The sequence below is a fragment of the Streptomyces sp. NPDC005141 genome, assembly GCF_053599975.1.
Window position 1 is genome coordinate 11755 of record NZ_JBSFYW010000050.1, and the last position, 17879, is coordinate 29633.

Below are 17879 nucleotides of genomic sequence, written 5' to 3' on the forward strand. Positions count from 1 at the left end.
TCGGATCGGGGAACCGCCGCACTCAGGTCCGGGAACCGCGGCACTCAGGTCCGGGGGCAGGCCGTCGCCATCAGGAGCGCGGAGATGCGATCCGGCGCCACCGGCCGGGAGTACAGCCAGCCCTGGCCGGTGTCGCAGCCGATCCCGCGCAGCCGGGACGCCTGCGAGGCGGTCTCCACGCACTCGGCGGTGACGGTCAGGCCCAGCCGGTGGGCGAGTTGGATGAGCGCCTCGACGATGACCTCGTCGGCGGGGTTGGGGTGGGCGGACGAGCCGTCGGCGTTCTCGTACTGGAAGCCGCGGACGAAGGAGCCGTCCAGCTTCAGCACGGAGACCGGGAGCCTGCTCAGGTAGGCGAGGTTGGAGTAGCCGGTGCCGAAGTCGTCGATCGCGATGCGCACGCCCATGTCACTGAGCGCCTGCAGGGCCTGCAGCGGCCGGCCCGCCGAGCCCATCACCGCCGACTCCGTCAGCTCCAACTGGAGCAGATGCGGGGCCAGTCCGGTCTCCGCCAGGATCTCCGCCACGTCCGCCACCAGATCGGAGTCCCAGACCTGACGCACGGCGACGTTCACGCTGACGAAGAGCGGCGGGGAATCCGGATGGTCGAGCTGCCAGCGGCGGGCCTGCCGGCAGGCGGTGGCCAGCACCCAGCGGCCGAGCTGGACGATCGAACCGTCCTCCTCGGCCAGTCCGATGAACCGATTCGGCGTCAGCATCCCGAACCGCGGGTGGTTCCAGCGGACGAGCGCCTCGACCCCGTGCACACCGCCGTCCTCCATGCCCACCAACGGCTGGTACTCCAGGGCGAATTCACCCCGCTCGACGGCCGCGCGAAGGGTGGACGACAGAGCCTGACGAGTCATGCGGTGCGCGTTGCGCTCCGGGTCGAAGAGCGTCCAGCGGCCCTTGCCGTCCGCCTTCGCCCAGTACAGCGTCGTGTCCGCGGCCTGCATCAGACCGGTCGCGGTCGTGCCGGTGGCGCGCCGCTCGACGACCCCGATGGACGCCGACAGCGACAGCCGCTGTCCCGACAGGTCGAAGGGTGCCTGGAGTGACTTCAGCACGGACTCGGCGAGATCCGCCAACTGGTCGGTGCCCGTGGAGTCCTCGACGAGCAGCGCGAACTCGTCCCCTCCCAGCCGCGCCACCAGGGGAGTGGTCGCCCTCGTCTGGCCGGCCTCGTCCGCGCAGCGCGTCAGACGTTCGGCGACGGCGGCGAGCAGCCGGTCCCCGACCCGGTGGCCGAGGGTGTCGTTGACCGCCTTGAACCCGTCCAGGTCCAGATAGCAGAGCCCGATCCGGCCGGTGCCGCCCTCCTCGTACGCGTCCGTCTCCAGAGCCGCCGACAGGCGCTCGAAGAACAGCGTGCGGTTGGGCAGCCGGGTCACCGGGTCGTGCATCTGCAAGTGGCGCAACCGCGCCTGGAGTTCACGCCGGGCGCCGATGTCCGCGACCGAGATCAGGACCGCCCGCTCCTGCGGGGGCAGCGGTGCGACCGTGACCTGCACCCAGAGCGCATGGCCGTCGGGGTGCTTGATCCGGCGGGTGCAGCGCAGCCGGGCCTGCCGGCCGCCCAGGACCTCGCGGTACGCGTGCCAGGTGCGGGCGTCGGAGGCGAGGTCCACCAGGTCGGCGGCGATCCGCCCGGTGAACGTCCGCGCCTCGGCGCCGAGCAGGGTGCCCAGTGACGCGTTGGCCGTGACGACGAGACCCTCGCGGTCCACGACGGCCATGGCGAGGGGAGCGGTGGCGAAGGCCGCGTGGAACGTGCGGGGTGACGTTCCGTCGGGAACCGCAGCGGGCGCGGACGCCCCTGGAGGTGGCCCCGGTGTCACGGGCGACAGGGAAGGGACGGGTGGGCCGGGAGTTGCGCCGACGAACGTACGAGGAGATGTGTCGACGTGACGTTCTGTGACGGTCGGCCGGACGAGGTCTCCCGCGGGCGCCGGCCCTTCGGACGTTCCGCTCACCGCTCGCTCCCGCAGTGCACTCGTTCTTCGTATGGGTCTCTCGGGGTGGTCGGCCGGTGATGGACGGCCGCACAAGCCGTGTCCGTGCAGGAAAGTGTGCCGATCATAGAGGCTGACCTCCGGACGTTGCAGCCACTGTCCAGTGTCCCGGAACAACCGCCCGTTCTGACAGATCGTTTCTGCCTGTATCTGGACGGGTTCCTTCCCCCGTCGACCGCATGTGACGTTCCGTGAATGTCCGGGGGTGTCGGGGCGCACGCCCTCTCACTCTTCCGGTGCAGACAAACAGGGCGAAATAGTACAAATTGAATAAGGCTGGGTGCGGTGTCCCGAAATCCGCATCCGGAGGTCGACGTGCCGCGTCCGCTCCCCCTGAGGGCTCTCACCCGTGAGGCCCTGCGCGGTCTCGCCCGTGACGGGGCGCCCCGCTGGCGCAGCACCGCGGCCGCGTTCACCTCGATGACCGCGCTCGTCGCGACCTCCCTGGTGCCGGGCCCCGCGCTCGCCGAACCCCTTGCGGCCCCCTGCGCCCTGACGCGGACCGAGGCGCACCACTCGGAGGGCGTCGACACCTGGAACTCCGCCTATGTGCGCCCCACCCGTCCCCTCGACGCGGTGATGGTCTTCCTGTCGTTCCCCGACTCCACCCCACGCACCACGCCCACCGAGCTGACCGGCGACTACTTCCCGGCCACCAGCCGTTTCTTCGAGCGTGCCTCGTACGGCAGGTTCACGGTCCGCCCGCATCCGCAGCGCGCCTGGATCCAGATGCCGCACCCCTCCACGTCGTACGCCATACAGCGCGACTGGGACGCCTCCGACCGTGCCGCCTATCTGCGCGACGCCCTCGCGGTGGCCGACCCGCGGGTCGACTTCTCGCGCTACGACGTCGTCTACTTCGTCGCCGACCCGGACGCGCCGGGCGTCGACTCGGACGCCACGAAGGTCGTCAATCTGGACGCGCCCCTGCGCGCGGACGGCAAGGACATCCGCCGTGTCGTCACGGTCTTCGAGAAGCACCCGCCGGACCGTCTTGTCCTCGCGCACGAGACCGGCCATGTCTTCGATCTGCCCGACCTCTACCACCGCCCTTCCGACGGCAAGGGCGACTGGGACACCTATGTGGGTGACTGGGACCTCATGGGCAGCCAGTTCGGGCTGTCGCCCGACCTCTTCGGCTGGCACAAGTGGCGGCTGGGCTGGCTGGAATCGCATCAGGTGGCGTGCGTCCAGGGCGCCGGCATCACCCGGCTGACGCTGGAGCCGCTGGGGACCGGCCCCGTGAGTGCCGCGGCCGGCTCGGCGGGCGCGCGGACCACCGGCGGGGCACCGGGTGCCGGGGTGCTGCGCGCCGGGGTGCCGACGTCCGCCTGGGCCGCGCCGAGTGCGCCGCAGGCGTCCTGGCGCCGGCTCATGGCGCCCGCGCGCGGGCCGGGTGCCTCCATGTACGGGCCCCGGGTGCCCTCGCGCGGCCCGGGCGCGTCGGGCGCGTCGGGCGCGTCCGCGAACGGGTTGGGCGTCGCGGCCCTCCCCGGCTCGCAGACCTTCGGTTCCGGCCGGGGCACCAAGCTGGCGGTGGTCCAGACGGGCCCGGACAGCGCGCTCGCCCTGGAGGCGCGCGGTTCGGCGGGCAACGACGACTCGACGTGCACGCAGGGCATCCTCGTCTACCGGGTCCGCAGCGAGACCGAGTCGGGCAGCGGGCCCATCCAGGTCCTCGACGCCCACCCCCACACCGAGGCCTGCTGGGAGGACTCGGTGTACCCGCCCCTCGCGGACGCGCCGGTGGGACTCGGCGAGAGCTTCACGGTGCCGGGCGCGAACGTCCGCGTCGAGGTGGAGGACCGGACGGTGTCGGGGGCCTGGACGGTGAAGATCACGACAGGCTGAGCCGCCCTCGTGACTCCGGTCCCTGGGGCGGTGGCCGGAGCCGGAGCCGGGCGGAGGGAGACAGGCTTCGCGTGGCGTGAAGGAGCGGCGCGACGGGGTGGCGCGAGGGGAAGGGGGAGGTGTGCGGGACGGGCGCGAGCGTACGGAAACGACGAGAGCGGGATGCTCGCGTTTCCGCGAATCATCCCGCTCTCGTTGGCGTGCGCCGCCAGGGACTCGAACCCCGGACCCGCTGATTAAGAGTCAGCTGCTCTAACCAACTGAGCTAGCGGCGCCTGCTGACGTCGTAGACCTTAGCATCCTGATCGGCGGGAGGAAAAATCGATATCCGCACCGCCGCCGACGCCGCCGCGCGGGCCGCCCGTACGGCCGCCCAGAGCAGGATCTCGGGGCCGGGAAGCCACGGCTGCCGCGTGTCGGGGGCGACCAGCCAGCGGGAATCGGGCCGGACGGCGTCCGGCCCACCGCCGTCGGCGCTCAGCGCGGGCACGGTGACCGCGTCCCCCGTGCCGTGGCAGAGCAGCGGCGGCACCTCCCGGCACCGCCCCACGTGCCCGCCCCGACCCGCGGCCCCGCGCTCGTCCGCCTCACGCCCCGCGGAGGCGCCTGAGCCCCACTCCTCCCACTCCATCAGCGAGGGGAGCCGCTGGGCGGTACCGGGCGCGGCGAACAGCAGCATCCGTCCGCGGTACGCCGCCACCGGGCCCGAGCCCGGTCCGTCGTCCCAGAGCCGGTCGAGCATCCGCCGGCCGAAGAGCGCCGGCGCGCTCACGACGTCGAAGGCGCTGCCGCAGGGCAGCACGACCGGGGCGCTCGGCCGCTCGCTCCAGAGGGTCAGCGTGCTGCGCGGGTACGGCCCCGCCGAGGCGAGCCAGGCGGCTCCCTCGGAGGTGACACCCGAGACGTCCAGCCGCTCGGGAAACGGCGCTCCGGGGCTGTGGGGGGTGCTGCTTGCCGGGTTCCGTGTGCTGCTCATGCCGAGTACATCTACCGGTGGTGAGCGCTCGGTCCCGGAGGGTTGCCGGAAACCGGGACAGGACCGGGTGAGGTGGAGTATCTTGCCCGCCTGGCATATGCCACGGGGGTGCCGAGAGGGCATGGGACGGCGCCCGCGAGGGCTTGGGCAGACGGGGGCAGAACCCTCCCTCTGCCGCTCGCCGAGCCCCTCCCGGTCCCGGACGCGCTTGCGGGCGCGCCGGTCAGTGCGGGTCGGTCACACCATGACCGTGTCCGTTGCCCTCCGCGCCCCGAAGCAGGTCCTGGCCGAACTCGACCATCTTCTTCGCGTAGTCCTCGGTCCACTCGGCCCGCTCGGCGATCGAGGCGGCGGTCAGCCGGTCGAAGCGGCGCGGATCGGCGAGCTGCGCGGCGGCGATGGCCTGGAACTCGACCGCCCGGTCCGCGGCGGCACGGAACGCGTGCGTCAGCTCCGTGGCCCGGTCCAGCAGCGCGCGCGGATCGTCGATCGACTCCAGGTCGAAGAAATGCTCCGGATCCCCGGCGGCTTCCGCGGGCTCGAAGAGCAGGGGCGCGGGGCGTAGCCGCGGTTCGTTCCGACGCGGCGTGGGCTCCGCCATGTCTTCTCCTCCTCGTACGGTTCAGGGGTCCCTCTCGGTAAAGGACCACCGTCCATTGTCCCCCGCTCGCGCAAGTAGGCCCGAAGCGCCGAGTGCGCCCCCTCCGTCGGGATTCCGCCGGGCCCGGTGTTCCTGGAACGGGCTCAGGGCCGCCACGCCACCCGATGCTCCGCCAGATGGGACAACACCGCGTGATTGGCCTCCCAGCCGTCCGGGAACTTCACGGTGACTCCCAGCTGTACCGGCTCGGTCGACGGATGGTCGTCCAGCAGCTCGGTGACCCCTTCCCGGCAGACCACGATGCACGCGTGCCGGTGCCGGGACGCGAGCACGCACAGCCGCCCCGTCTCCAGATGGAACGCCGTGGCGTCCGGCCGCCCCGACAGCGGATGCAGGACGACGGTGACGTCGAACTCCCGCCCCTGGAGCCGGTTGGCCGTGTCGACGGTGACGTCCGCGACACCGAGGGCGGTCAGCGCCCCCCGCACGGCCGCGGCCTGGTCCCGGTGCGCCGTGCCGACGGCGATCCGGTCGGCCGTCAGCGGCACCGGATCCTCCGCCCGCTCCGACGTGGCCGCGCCACCCCGGTCGAGCAGCCGCCGTACGACCTCGGCCACCGCGCGCACCGCTTCCGGGTCCGTACGCGGTGTGTACCGGGCGGGCAGCTCCAGCAGCCCCCAACCCGACCCGGCCGCCTCGTCGATGACCCGGTCGGTCCCCGAACCGTCCGAGGGGACACCGAAGTTCAGCCTTCGGTCGCCGTGGCCGGTGCCGCTGCGGAACGGCGTGTACGGGTAGAAGGCGTGCGATACCAGGGGCGCCGCCGACGCGGGCAGCCGCCAGGACACCGGAAGCCGGTGCTGCGGCAGCTGCGGATTGTGCGCGAGCAGGGTGGTCACCGCGGACGCCGACGGGTCGTACGACAGGCCCGCCCACTGCTCCGAACCGACGATCGCGAACGGGTCCAACTGCCCCGGGTCGCCCACGAACAGCGCCCGCTCGAAGAGCCCGGCCACGGCGAGCAGCGCGTCCGAACGCATCTGGTACGCCTCGTCGACGATCGCGTGCCGCCAGGGCTCGACGCCCTTGACGTGGGCCCACTTCGCGGCGGTGGAGATGACGACGTCGAGGCCCGCCAGGTCGGCCGCCTTCGCCGACTTGCGCACCTGGTCCAGACCGTCGAGCGCCTTGTCGTACGGGTCGGAGTCGCTGCTGTGCAGCCGCCCCACGGGCAGCTCCGGGGCCTTCTCGGCGAGCCGCAGCACCAGATCGTCGACCTGGGCGTTGGTCTGTGCGATGACCATCAACGGGCGTCCGGCAGAGGCCAGTTCGAGTGCGGCCCGGACGACGAGGGTCGACTTCCCCGCGCCGGGCGGGGAGTCGACCACGACGCCGCGGTGGGTGCCGTGCAGGGTGTCGCGCAGGATCGCGTCGGTGGCGCGGCCGGCCTCAGCACCCGGGTCGAACAAGGCGGTCACAGGACGTCCTCCTCGGTCACCGGGTCCGGCAGCGGCAGGGCGTCGGGCTCACCCGGCGGCCCTCCGTGCGTCCACGGTGTCTCCTCCGGGTCGGGCAGCTTGGCGCCGCCCCGCTGTTCGTGCTCGAAGAGGGTGAAGCAGACGAGGTCCCCCTTCTCCGGCACGGACCCGGCCTCGGGCTCCTTGCCGCGCCCCATCTTGTCGACGATCCGCAGCACCACGGCGCCGCCCTCGTCGTCGTGGCCCACGAACTCCGCCGCCTGAGGCTTCCCGGCCAGCGAGCGGTACACCCTGGCCCGTTCCCCCAGGTGCGGCCGGTCGTCCGTGCGGACGGTCACCAGTGGGCGGGGGCTCGGCCGCTTGCCCTCGCTGTACGCCATCACGACATCGGTGACCTCTCCCGCGAACGCCTCCCCGGCGAGCCGCCGGCCCGCCATGACCAGGGCGTCGTCCAGTGCCTCCTGGGCTTCCAGGCGCGCCTGTTCGCGCTCGCGCGTGGCCAGTTTGTTCGCGGCGGTGACCGCGTCGTCGCGGCGCGGCTGCGGCGGCTCGCCCGCCACGACCCGGTCGCGGTGACCGGTGAACGACCAGCGGTCGCGGGTCCACCGGTCGGCGGCGTGCGCCCCTTCCGGCAGCGTGCGCAGCAGGTCGAGCCCGTGCCAGACCGCGTCCCAGGTGGGCCGTGCGACACGCTCGACGAGAGCGCGGATCTCCCGCTCCGCGGCGGTGAGTTCGCCGAGCCGGTCGTCCGCCTCGATGCCGTCCTCCGCGGCGGCCAGCGCCGTGCGCGCGCGGTCGTAGCGCTCGATGGCGGGGGCCAGCAGCTGGTTGTCGAAGGCGGGATCGGTGGCGGGTCCGGCCGGCGGGCAGACGAGCTGGCCCCGCGCGTCCCGCTGGAGCTCGGCCCGCACCGCGGCCTCGGCGCCCGGCTCGCCGCCCGGCGGGTCGATCCAGGCGAGCAGCGCGCCGAGGTGCTGGTCCTCCAGGCTGCTCTGCCCGGTGGCCCAGTGCCGGGACACGACGTCGGTCAGGGCGAGGAGCAGGGCCGAGCCGGGCACCCGGGCGCGCTCCCCGAAGTGGGTCAGCCAGCGCCCGAACAACGGCACCCGGGGCGGCGCCGGATGCGGGGTCTCGGGATCCTGCTCGGCGGTGCGGCGAAAGCGGGTGGAGCGCCCGAGGAGACGGACGAACTCGATGCCCGCCCGGCCCGGCACGATCAGCTGCGGCGCGTCCGCGCACAGCTCGACCTCGACCTTGACGCGCTTGCCGGTCTCCGGGTCGGTTTCGCTGCGCTCGGCCGCCTCGACCACGTCCGCGTACGTGTCGATGTACGGCAGGACGATGTCCGCCAGCTCGGCCAGGAACGCGAAGCGCAGGTCGCGGTCGCGGGGCTGCGGGACGACCAGCAGCCGGGGCGCCTCCCGGTCCGTGCCGACCAGCGCGCCGAGCGGGGCTCCCGCCTCACCGGCGGTGGTGAGCGGCACGAACACCAGCGGCCGTTCGACGAGATGGCGGTGGAGCACGGTGGCGGCGGGCTGTGCCCGGCCGCTCTCGACGGCCTCCAGCCGGGCGAGCGTGGCGATCAACGACATGCGGTCGCCTCCCGTCCGTCCGGGGTGCCGGCCACCGGCCCCGGGGTGCCGGGCGCCTGGCCCCGCGGCACCTCCGTCTTCCAGTTGCGGGCCTCCGGAACCGTGCCGCTCAGGGCCTCCGCCCGCAGCAGCGCCGCTCTCCTGAGTGCCGCGACGGCCGGGTCCCCGGGGTCGCCGGTCTCGCCGTGCGCCGCCGCCAGTACGTCCGTGACGGTCGTCAGACCGCCCAGTTCCGCGCGCAGCGAGCGGCCCAGGGATGTCACCGCGCCCTCGGCACGCGAACGGGCACGGCAGTGGAAGGCCAGCTCGCAGGCGGCCAGGCACTCGGGGGCGTAGGTCGCGGGGACCGCCTCGACGGCCGTGATCAGCTCCTCGGCCGGAAGGCCGGGGGAGAAGCAGCTGCCCTCGGGGAGGGCGGCCGCGATGTCCTCGACACGGGTGAGCCGGTCGAGCTGGCGGCGGGTGACCGCGCGCTGCTTGCGGACGTCGACGGCCGAGGCGGTCGGGAGGTTGGAGAAGTCCTTGGGGCAGACCAGGAGGACGCGGTGGCGGACCGCGGGGGCGGGATCGAGGCGGGCGGCGACCTCCTCCAGGGCGAGGACGTACACCGCGGACTGCCGGGCGGCGGCGCCCACCTTGGCCGGGTCGGCCGAACCGTCCAGCATCGGGAACGACTTGATCTCGACGACCGTCCAGCCGCCGTCGGGGTGCACGACCACGGCGTCCGGCTCCAGGAAGGCGGCGGAGCCCGCGACGTCCAGGGCGAGCATGGGGTGGTCGAGCAGGGTCCAGGCGCCCGCCTCGGTGGCCTCGCGCAGCGCCAGCGCCGTACGTGCCGCACGTCCCTCGGGGCCGATCGCGCTCAGGTCGGGCACCGCACCGGAGCCGGGCGGTTCGGCGCCGGGGTCGAGCTTCTCGTGCACCAGCCGCAGCAGCTCGGCACCGCCGTCGGCCTTGACCCGCGCCTCGAACGCGTTGCCCCGCATGAACGCGAACTGCGACATCCCGAACGCGGACGGCGCGCCGAGCGCACTCGCCAGCTTCGCCTTGTCGACGCCCGCGCCGTCCAGCAGGGCGCGGCGGTCGCACCCGGGGTTGGCGGCGAGCGCCGCGAGGGCGCGCGCGTCGAGCGCCTTCGGTGCGACGTCCGGACCGCGCAGCTCAGCGAGCTGCTGCCGCAGCGCCGTCCCCCGCGTCCGTGGGAGAGGTACTCGGCTCGGCTCCCGGCCCGGTTCGGGACTCGCGCTGTCGGGGAATTCGTTCACCCGTGGAAGTCTGGCATCCCGCACTGACAATCGCGGAACCGTCGCCCCGCGAGGCACCCGCGACCCACGGGACGCGGACCGCCAGAAGCGTCCGCAGGCGGTTCGCCGCCCGCATCACGAACGGGGTCAGCAGCAGTCCGACCCCCATGACCGCGGCGCCCGCGACGGCGTCCAGGAAGTAGTGGTTGGCCGTGCCCATCACGACGATCGTGGTGACCAGCGGATACACGACACCGGCGATCTTCGCGGCGGGCGTGCGGCCGTAGCGCCACAGCATTACTCCGCACCACAGCGCCCAGCCCACGTGCAGGCTCGGCATCGCCGCGTACTGGTTCGTCATCCCGCCGAGACCGCGCGGCGCGCTCGCCTCGGCACCCCACCAGCCGTAATCGCTGTACTGGGCCATCGTGTCGACGAAGCCGTGGCCGGACGACAGCAGCCGGGGCGGGCAGGTCGGCAGCAGGGCGAAGCCGATCAGGCCTATGAAAGTGGAGGTCATCAGCCACGTGCGGGCCGCGCGGTAGCGCACGGTCCGGGAGCGGAAGAGCCAGATCAGGATCGCGGGCGTCACCAGGTAGTGCAGCGACGCGTACCAGAAGTCGGCGGGCACGCCCAGCCAGGCCTGACGCGTGAACAGCCGGTTCAGCGGGTGTTCCGCGTTGAGGTGAAGGACCTTCTCGATGCGCAGGATCTCGAGGCCGTGACCGACCGCGCCGGCGGTGTCGCCCCGGGCGAGCAGCCGGCCCGCCGAGTACGACGCGTACACGAGCAGGATCAGCGGGAGCTCGGTCCACCAGCGGAGCCGGGCGGATGCTGCCGCGGACGTGCGCAGCTCCGTCCACCGGCGCAACCGGGCGCCTGGCGCCGCTTCGGTACGCGGTGCGTCGGTCTGCGGCATCCGATCGCCCTCCCCCATCTGCTTGTGGTGGCCCGACAGTACGCAGTCTGCTGACAAGGTCCGTGGCCAACCGGATTTTACGATGTACGCGAATGCCCCGTCGGGGCGCCCCCGGTCCTCAAAGACGCGGAGATCGCCCCCCGGGTTGCCCCGAGACGGGTTGAGCGATGATGGAGTGACCCACTCCTCAGTCGTCATCGAGTGAGCCGACGCCTCACTCGTGCCGCCCGTTCCGGAAAGGCTCCTCTTCATGGCACCGCGCATCCTGCTGGCCCGGCACGGACAGACGGAATGGTCGCTGTCCGGAAATCACACCGGCAGGACCGACATCCCGCTCCTGGAAGAGGGCCGGCGCGGCGCCAAGCTGCTGGGCGAGCGGCTCCACCGGGCGCCCTTCGGCGGGCTCCCCGGCGCGGAGGTGCGCACCAGCCCGCTCTCGCGCGCGCGGGACACGTGCGAACTCGCCGGTTTCGGGGAGCGCGCGACCACCTGGGACGCGCTCATGGAGTGGGACTACGGCGCCTACGAGGGCATGACCCCGGCGGAGATCCAGGGCGTCCGCCCGGGCTGGTTCATCTGGCGCGACGGCGTCCCCGAGGGGGAGACCCTGGAGCAGGTCACCGCGCGCGCGGACGAGATCGTCTCATGGGCCCGCTCGGCGGACCGCGATCTCCTGATCTTCGCGCACGGCCACATCCTGCGTTCCATAGGCGCCCGATGGCTGGGCCTTCCCCTGGACTTCGCGGCCCGCATCCGCCTCAACCCGACCTCGCTGTCGGTGCTCGGCTGGGCCTACGGCGAGCCCGCGATCGAGGTGTGGAACGACTGCGGGCACCTGAGCGCCTGACCGGCGCCCACGACGCCCCTCACGCCGTGCGCGGCAGGCTCGCGTGGCGGTCGAGGAACGCGGAGACGCCCGAGGCCCTGCGGTGCGGGAGCAGAACGCGGGCCGTCGCCGCCAGCATGGTCTGGATGCGGGAGGACTGGACCTCGTTCAGCAGGTCCAGGACGCGCAGACCGGCGGCGGCGGCCTCGTCGGGGCGGCCGCCGCGGGCCAGGTCGTCGGCGAGTTCCGCGGTGTACAGGGCGATGTTGCGGGTGAAGTGCGGATCCTGGAGGTGGGCGGCGCGGCGTGCGTGGCGGGCCGCCCGGGGCCAGTCGCCCAGCGTCGACCAGCACTGCGCTTCGAGCCCCTCCAGTTCGGCCTCCCCGTAGAAGGTCATCCACTCGGGGTCCGTCTCCGACGGACCCCGCTCGTAGAGGGCCTGCGCGCGCGCCATCGCCTGCTCGCATCCCTTGCGGTCGGCGAGCCCGGCCCAGCCGCCCGCCTCGCGCAGCGCGAGCAGCGAGAGCAGGCGGGGGGAGCCCAGGGGCCGCGCGGCGCGCTGTGCCGCCTGGGCCGCGCGCACGGCCTCGCGGGGGCGCCCCGCGTCGCGCGCCAGGAACGCCGTGTTGCAGAAGGCGTGGGCCTCCAGGCCCGGGTCGCCGGCCATCCGGGCGGTCGCGAGGGCCTCCGCGTAGTGCGAGCGCGCGTCGTCGAAGCGCCCGGAGTCGTGTGCCAGCCAGCCCACCGAGATGGCCAGTTCGCCCGCGCCGGCGTACAGCCGGTCGGCGGTGGCCTGCCGGGTGGTGCCCGCGTCGAGCAGCGCGTACGCCGTGCGCAGCGGTGCCGCGGCGCGCCGGTAGAGCCCGTCGGCCCCGTGCCGGTCGTCGAGCAGCCGGATCTTGCGGACTGCCTCTTCGAGGGCGCCCGCCTCGGACGTACCCGCCCGGTGGACGCGTCGTTCGGCGGCCGCGGCGCTGCCGCCGAAGGCACCCGCGAAGGGTCCCATCGAGGCAGCCGCCACGGTGGCGGTGCCTCCCGTCATGAATGCGCGACGCTGCACGTCGCTCTCCTCGTGGTTCTGATCGCGTTTCTCGTACGGGTCGTACGGGTCGCACGAGCGGTGCCGGTCGTACGGATCAAGCGGATCGAGCGGATCGAGCGGATGGTGCGCGGTGTGCGGCGTCGGGAGGTGGTGCGGGTCCGGCGTCTCATACGTCTCGTGCGCCCCGCCCGTCTCATATGGGGCTTGCGAAAGGCTCGTGGAGTGCACGGGGGGTGCTTCGTCCATCTCGCGCGCCCCGCGTCCGCGTACCCATGAGCGGGGAGCGAAACCGAGGTCGGTCAGCGTGCGGCCGGGGAACATGTGCAGGAACACCCGCTCGTACGCGTAGTTGGGACAGCGGATCTCGCCCGCCTCGACGCGCCCGATGTAGCGCGCGTCGCAGCTGACCCGCTCGCCGATCTCGCGCGCGGCCCGCCGCACCGCCGCGGCGAACTCGCCCGGGGAGCGCTGGCCGCGCAACCGCCGGAATGCGAGATTCGGCCGCGGTGGCCGGGGGGACGGGGACGAGGTCACCGTTGACGACGCCATGGCCGGGCCCTCTCTTGCGAACCGTCGAACCATGCCGGAAACCGGGGCGAGTTGACCGGGTTGTGCCCAGTAGGTGCCCTGCTTCCGGCGAGGCAAGAACGTACCCGCTGTGACAACGCCGCCACGCTCGGTTTGGCTACAAACCGGATATCTCATCCACGATCTGCCATGAACTGCCATCCTTTGTGGCGGAGTTTCGCCGTAGCCGTTGACGTCCTGCCGCGTTGAACCCTGTGGACCGGGAGCCGCCCGAACTCCCGACCCACTCGTCATGAGGAGGGGTTCCGATGGAGGCCGGGATGCAGACCAGACAGAGCACCGAGTTCCGCACACCGCCGTCGACCGCGCAGCACGGACCGTCCGAGGAACGCGGCGGCCCGCCGCGGCCGGTCACCGAGTGCGAGCTGGTGACCGTTCCGGCACGCCAGGGACTGGAGGCGGTCGACATCCTGCGCCGTGGCGCGGGCGAGGCGGTGGGGCCCGTCCTGCACGACGACGGATGCGACACCCTCGGCTTCCTGGTGCCGCCCGGCACCGCCGACGCCTGGGACGTGCCCGGCAGCACCTGTACACAGACCGACGGCCGAGGCCTGCGGATGGCCCCCGAACCGCCGGTCGAGGGCTCGGACTGGCTGCTCCCGCCCGGCGAGGCGGATCTCGCGACCGACCCGGCCGTACTGCGGGCCGCGCTGGGCGAGGCGGCACGGCTGATCGAGGCGGCGGACGGCTGCAGGTGAGCTCGGCGGGCGGACGTCGGGCAGTGACCGGATGCGCGTCGGGCGGCGCCCGGTGACCGCACTGATCGATGCCCCGGGCGGTGGGATCGCGTCTCGGGCCCCGCGCCGGTGAGCCGTGTCGGTGCTCGTCGGGGAGCCCCGGCGAACGGTCGCTGAGCCGACCCGCTCCCGCGCCCCGATAATGGCGGGATGGCGAGGGCGAAGAATCAGCGGGTGGACGAGGGCCGCGACACCGGGCGCGGGCGCCGGGGGCAGGCGGCCGAGGCGGTCGTCGAGGCTGTCGACGGCGGGCTCGCCGAGCTGCTGCCCGACCGCGACCGGGCGCGCGCCTGGACCCTGCTCATCGACGGTGCCCCGCAGTCCCACGTCGACCTCGACGACCCCTCATACCTGAGCTTCGAGTACCAGCGCCGCCTCGGCCACGTCATCGACCTCGTCGCCCCGCCCGGCAAGCCCGTGCACGCCGTGCACCTCGGCGGCGGCGCCATGACCCTCGCCCGCTACACGGCCGCCACCCGCCCCCGGTCCACCCAGCAGGTCGTCGAACGCGACGCGGCCCTCGTGCAACTGGTCCGACGGGAACTTCCGTTGGATCCGAACGCCCGGATCAGGGTGCGTTCCACGGATGCCCGGGAGGGTCTCGCCAAGGTGCCCGACGGCTGGGCGGACCTGGTCGTCGCGGACGTGTTCAGCGGGGCGCGCACACCGGCCCATCTGACGTCCGTCGAGTTCGTCACGGAGGTCCGCCGGGCGCTGAAGGACTCCGGGATCTACGCCGCGAACCTCGCCGACGGACCTCCGCTCGCCCATCTCCGGGGCCAGATCGCCACCGCGGCCGCCGTCTTCCCCGAACTCGCCCTGGCCGCCGACCCGACGGTGCTGCGCGGCAAGCGCTTCGGGAACGCGGTCCTCGTCGCCTCCGGCCGGCCGCTGCCGATCGCCGAACTGACCCGCCGCGCCGCCTCCGACCCGCATCCCGCCCGGGTCGAACACGGCAGGCAGCTCCTGGACTTCACGGGCGGCGCGTCACCCGTCACGGACGCGGTGGCGGTGGCGTCACCGGCACCGCCGCCGTCGGTGTTCCGCTGATCCGGCGTCAGCGCGACCCGGCCGCTCGCATCGGCCGTGTCCGCAGGGGCCCGTCCACCGGCCCGCCCGTCCACCGGCCCGCCCGTCCACCGCGTCCGGCGGTCAGTACGTCCCGATCTCCACGTGCGGCGGCCCGTCGTGCCAGGTGCAGAACACCGAGACCCGGTCCGCGCCCGAGGAGAACTCCACCCGGATCCACGACTCCGTCTTCCACACCTGCATCGACCAGGTCGTCTTCGGCGTCGCGGACACCAGCGTCGCGTACGCGCCGCCGATGTCGAAGACCACCCGGCCGCCGTCGGTGTCGTAGCTCTTGACCTGCCCTGAGGAGGGCGGGGAGGTGGCCGACGAGGGGCCGCCGCTCGGGGACGCGCTTCGCGAGGGCTTCGCGCTCGGCTTCGCGCTCGTGGAGGGCCTGTTCGACGCGCTCCCGGACGGCTCGGCCCGCCGCGTCGAGGACGCCAGTGGTTTCGACTCCTGAGCCGTCGCCCCGGCGGCCGTGATGGGCAGGGCCCGCGGCGGGTCGTACGCGGTCCCCGTCATCACGGTGTGGACACCCCACCACGACAGCGTGACCGCCGCGCCCGTGGCGAGCGACCACGCGAGTACGAGTACGAGTCCTCTGCGCATCGCGGCCATACTGCACCACGAGCCCCATGGGTGTCTCATGGCCCTGGCAGGAGCCGAGTTGTCCGCAGCGGGCGGGCCGAGATTGTCCACAGGTGCCCGTCAGGGGTTGTCCACAGGCACCGGACGGCATCGCCCGGATGGCGTACGGTGCCGCCCATGGCAAGTGTGCTCGTTGTCGAGGACGATCAGTTCGTACGCTCGGCCCTCATCCGGCATCTGACCGAGGCCGCGCACATCGTGCGCAGTGTCGGCACGGCCCTGGAGGCGCTGCGCGAGGTCGCCCATTTCTCCTTCGACGTCGTGATCCTCGACCTCGGACTGCCTGATCTGGACGGGTCCGAGGCGCTGAAGATGCTGCGCGGAATCACCGACGTCCCGGTGATCATCGCCACCGCGCGGGACGACGAGGCGGAGATCGTCCGACTGCTGAACGACGGCGCGGACGACTATCTGACGAAGCCGTTCTCGGTCGAGCACCTGTCGGCGCGGATGGCGGCGGTGCTGCGTCGTTCGCGGACGAGCGCGGGCGACGCGCCTCCGTCGACGGTCATCCGCGTCGGCGGGCTCGCCATCGACCCCCTGCGCCGCCAGGCGGAACTGGACGGCGTACGACTCGACCTCACCCGGCGCGAGTTCGACCTGCTCGCCTTCCTGGCCGGGCGCCCGGGCGTCGTCGTGCCGCGCAAGGAACTGCTCGCCGAGGTCTGGCAGCAGGCGTACGGCGACGACCAGACCATCGACGTCCACCTGTCCTGGCTGCGCCGGAAGTTGGGGGAGACGGCGGCGCGACCGCGCTATCTGCACACTCTGCGGGGCGTCGGCGTGAAGCTGGAGCCGCCGAGAGCGGAGCGGCCGCTATGAGGTGGGCGCTGGTCAAGGTGTGCGTGGCGGTGACGACGATGGTCGTGGTCGCCTTCGCGGTACCGCTCGGCCTGGTGATCAAGGAAATGGCGCGGGACCGGGCGTTCTCGAACGCCGAGCGGGAGGCCGCCGCCGTCGCGCCCGCGCTCTCCATCACCACCGACCGGGACGAACTGGAGCGCGTCGTCGCCTCGGCCGGCTCGGACGCCGGGATGGGCGTGCACATACCCGCCGCCGACGGCAGCCCCGCGGTCGAGATCGGCAAGCAGCGTGCCGCGGGCAAGGACATCGCCATGACCCGCAGGCTGGGCCGGGCCTCCACCACGGAGGTGCCCGGCGGCTTCACGCTGCTCCAGCCCATCGCGCTCAGCTCCGGCGAGATCGCGGTCGTCGAGGTCTACGTCCCGGAGGCCGAGGTCAGCAACGGCGTCGGGACGGCGTGGGCGGTCCTCGCCGCGGTCGGCGTCGCCCTCATCATCGGCTCCGTCGCGGTCGCCGACCGGCTGGGGGTGCGGATGGTGCAGCCCGCACAGCGCCTCGTCGAGAGCGCGCACGAACTGGGCGAGGGGCAGCTGGGCTCCCGCGTGCCCGAGGAAGGGCCGACCGAACTGCGGCTGGCTGCCGTCGCCTTCAACTCCATGGCCGACCAGGTCGTCCAACTGCTGGCCAACGAACGGGAACTGGCCGCCGACCTCTCGCACCGCCTGCGCACCCCGCTGACCGTGCTCCGCCTCAACACCGCCTCGCTCGGCGACGGGCCGGCCGCGGAGCAGACCCGGGCCGCCGTCGCGCAGCTGGAGCGCGAGGTCGACACGATCATCCGGACGGCGCGGGAGGCCAAGCCGCAGACCGCGGCGATCGGTGTCGGCGCCGGGTGCGACGCGTCCGAAGTCGTCCGTGAGCGCATGGACTTCTGGTCGGCGCTCGCGGAGGACGAGGGCCGCAAGGTGCGGGTGGCCGGTGTGGACCGGCCGGTCCGCATACCCGTGGCCCGCGCCGACCTCGCCGCCGCGCTCGACGCCCTCCTCGGCAATGTCTTCCGCCACACACCCGAGGGCACGGCCTTCGCGGTCGACGTGCACAACGCCGAGGACGCCGTGATCATGCTGGTGTCGGACGCCGGCCCGGGAATCGTGGACCCGGTCGCCGCGATGGCGCGCGGACGGGGCTCGGGCAACGACGGGTCGACGGGCCTCGGTCTGGACATCGTGCGCAGGCTCGCGGAGTCGACGGGCGGGGACGTACGGATCGGCTCCTCCGTGCTGGGCGGAACCGAGGTGCGCATCTGGATCCAGCTGGACGGAAGGGCACCGGTCCGGCGCGGGCACCGGGGCAGCGTACGGCGCCGGAGGCGTGGCGTGGGCGTGAGCTGAGCCCGCGGGGACGGCACGCGCCGATCCACGCCGACGCCGGAAGCGCGGCGGCGTTGTCAGCCGCGCAGGCGGACGCGGTCTGCGGGACGCGGGCGTGAG

The 17879-nt window shown here is 73.3% G+C and carries 15 protein-coding genes and 1 tRNA gene; 6 read left to right on the forward strand and 10 right to left on the reverse strand.

The annotated features are described in order from the left end of the window. Positions 1-44: 44 nt before the first annotated feature. Complete coding sequence (locus ACWD68_RS30790) at positions 45-1973, reverse strand: putative bifunctional diguanylate cyclase/phosphodiesterase (RefSeq protein ID WP_451809733.1); 1929 nt, start codon at positions 1971-1973, stop codon at positions 45-47. 324 nt (positions 1974-2297) lie between these two features. Between ACWD68_RS30790 and ACWD68_RS30795 the strand changes: the two genes are divergently transcribed. Beyond that, positions 2298-3863 (forward strand): M6 family metalloprotease domain-containing protein, encoded by a 1566-nt coding sequence (locus ACWD68_RS30795; RefSeq protein WP_451809734.1) that lies wholly within the window; start codon positions 2298-2300, stop codon positions 3861-3863. Positions 3864-4064: 201 nt separating this feature from the next. Here the strand turns inward: ACWD68_RS30795 and ACWD68_RS30800 are convergent. The 7 genes from ACWD68_RS30800 to ACWD68_RS30830 form a co-directional block, all read right to left on the reverse strand. Then, a tRNA-Lys gene (locus ACWD68_RS30800) sits at positions 4065-4138 on the reverse strand. Then, entirely contained in the window at positions 4129-4839 is a 711-nt protein-coding gene (locus tag ACWD68_RS30805) for a bifunctional DNA primase/polymerase (RefSeq protein WP_451809735.1), read from the reverse strand. Before ACWD68_RS30805 ends, ACWD68_RS30800 begins: the two co-directional genes overlap by 10 nt. Before the next feature lie 223 nt (positions 4840-5062). Next, positions 5063-5440, reverse strand: a complete 378-nt coding sequence (locus ACWD68_RS30810; RefSeq protein WP_451809736.1) for a hypothetical protein — start codon at positions 5438-5440, stop codon at positions 5063-5065. A gap of 143 nt (positions 5441-5583) precedes the next feature. Beyond that, positions 5584-6918: an AAA domain-containing protein gene (locus tag ACWD68_RS30815; protein ID WP_451809737.1), complete on the reverse strand. Its 1335-nt coding sequence runs from the start codon at positions 6916-6918 to the stop codon at positions 5584-5586. After that, positions 6915-8510: a hypothetical protein gene (locus ACWD68_RS30820; protein ID WP_451809738.1), complete on the reverse strand. Its 1596-nt coding sequence runs from the start codon at positions 8508-8510 to the stop codon at positions 6915-6917. The genes ACWD68_RS30815 and ACWD68_RS30820 overlap by 4 nt, the downstream gene beginning before the upstream one ends. Then, positions 8501-9775 (reverse strand): hypothetical protein, encoded by a 1275-nt coding sequence (locus ACWD68_RS30825; RefSeq protein ID WP_451809739.1) that lies wholly within the window; start codon positions 9773-9775, stop codon positions 8501-8503. The genes ACWD68_RS30820 and ACWD68_RS30825 overlap by 10 nt, the downstream gene beginning before the upstream one ends. Further along, positions 9672-10673 (reverse strand): phosphatase PAP2 family protein, encoded by a 1002-nt coding sequence (locus ACWD68_RS30830; RefSeq protein ID WP_451809740.1) that lies wholly within the window; start codon positions 10671-10673, stop codon positions 9672-9674. Before ACWD68_RS30830 ends, ACWD68_RS30825 begins: the two co-directional genes overlap by 104 nt. A 250-nt stretch (positions 10674-10923) precedes the next feature. Here ACWD68_RS30830 and ACWD68_RS30835 point away from each other — a divergent pair, with 250 nt between their 5' ends. After that, the gene (locus ACWD68_RS30835) at positions 10924-11520 is read left to right on the forward strand and encodes a histidine phosphatase family protein (RefSeq protein WP_451809741.1); all 597 of its coding nucleotides are present in this window, start codon (positions 10924-10926) and stop codon (positions 11518-11520) included. Between the two features lie 19 nt (positions 11521-11539). Here ACWD68_RS30835 and ACWD68_RS30840 read toward each other — a convergent pair whose 3' ends face one another. Further along, positions 11540-13090, reverse strand: coding sequence for a hypothetical protein (locus ACWD68_RS30840; protein ID WP_451809742.1), 1551 nt, complete (start codon positions 13088-13090; stop codon positions 11540-11542). Between the two features lie 299 nt (positions 13091-13389). Here ACWD68_RS30840 and ACWD68_RS30845 point away from each other — a divergent pair, with 299 nt between their 5' ends. After that, positions 13390-13827, forward strand: a complete 438-nt coding sequence (locus tag ACWD68_RS30845; RefSeq protein WP_451809743.1) for a hypothetical protein — start codon at positions 13390-13392, stop codon at positions 13825-13827. A gap of 189 nt (positions 13828-14016) precedes the next feature. Then, on the forward strand, positions 14017-14916 hold the full coding sequence (locus ACWD68_RS30850; protein WP_451809744.1) for a spermidine synthase: 900 nt from the start codon (positions 14017-14019) through the stop codon (positions 14914-14916). A 102-nt stretch (positions 14917-15018) separates the two neighbouring features. On the opposite strand, the gene ACWD68_RS30855 is transcribed toward ACWD68_RS30850, so the two are convergent. After that, entirely contained in the window at positions 15019-15546 is a 528-nt protein-coding gene (locus ACWD68_RS30855) for a hypothetical protein (protein WP_451809745.1), read from the reverse strand. Positions 15547-15702: 156 nt separating this feature from the next. On the opposite strand from ACWD68_RS30855, the gene ACWD68_RS30860 reads away from it, so the two are divergent. Both ACWD68_RS30860 and ACWD68_RS30865 read left to right on the forward strand, forming a co-directional pair. Continuing rightward, positions 15703-16407 (forward strand): response regulator transcription factor, encoded by a 705-nt coding sequence (locus ACWD68_RS30860; protein WP_451809746.1) that lies wholly within the window; start codon positions 15703-15705, stop codon positions 16405-16407. Beyond that, positions 16404-17780, forward strand: a complete 1377-nt coding sequence (locus ACWD68_RS30865; RefSeq protein WP_451809747.1) for a sensor histidine kinase — start codon at positions 16404-16406, stop codon at positions 17778-17780. The genes ACWD68_RS30860 and ACWD68_RS30865 overlap by 4 nt, the downstream gene beginning before the upstream one ends. Positions 17781-17879: the final 99 nt, after the last annotated feature.

Bases quoted from the DNA above. Each gene is read 5' to 3' on its own strand.
- ACWD68_RS30805 (WP_451809735.1), bottom strand. From the start codon at position 4,839: ATGAGCAGCACACGGAACCCGGCAAGCAGCACCCCCCACAGCCCCGGA.
- ACWD68_RS30810 (WP_451809736.1), bottom strand. From the start codon at position 5,440: ATGGCGGAGCCCACGCCGCGTCGGAACGAACCGCGGCTACGCCCCGCG.
- ACWD68_RS30820 (WP_451809738.1), bottom strand. From the start codon at position 8,510: ATGTCGTTGATCGCCACGCTCGCCCGGCTGGAGGCCGTCGAGAGCGGC.
- ACWD68_RS30830 (WP_451809740.1), bottom strand. From the start codon at position 10,673: ATGCCGCAGACCGACGCACCGCGTACCGAAGCGGCGCCAGGCGCCCGG.
- ACWD68_RS30835 (WP_451809741.1), top strand. From the start codon at position 10,924: ATGGCACCGCGCATCCTGCTGGCCCGGCACGGACAGACGGAATGGTCG.
- ACWD68_RS30840 (WP_451809742.1), bottom strand. From the start codon at position 13,090: ATGGCGTCGTCAACGGTGACCTCGTCCCCGTCCCCCCGGCCACCGCGG.
- ACWD68_RS30845 (WP_451809743.1), top strand. From the start codon at position 13,390: ATGCAGACCAGACAGAGCACCGAGTTCCGCACACCGCCGTCGACCGCG.
- ACWD68_RS30850 (WP_451809744.1), top strand. From the start codon at position 14,017: ATGGCGAGGGCGAAGAATCAGCGGGTGGACGAGGGCCGCGACACCGGG.
- ACWD68_RS30855 (WP_451809745.1), bottom strand. From the start codon at position 15,546: ATGCGCAGAGGACTCGTACTCGTACTCGCGTGGTCGCTCGCCACGGGC.
- ACWD68_RS30860 (WP_451809746.1), top strand. From the start codon at position 15,703: ATGGCAAGTGTGCTCGTTGTCGAGGACGATCAGTTCGTACGCTCGGCC.
- ACWD68_RS30865 (WP_451809747.1), top strand. From the start codon at position 16,404: ATGAGGTGGGCGCTGGTCAAGGTGTGCGTGGCGGTGACGACGATGGTC.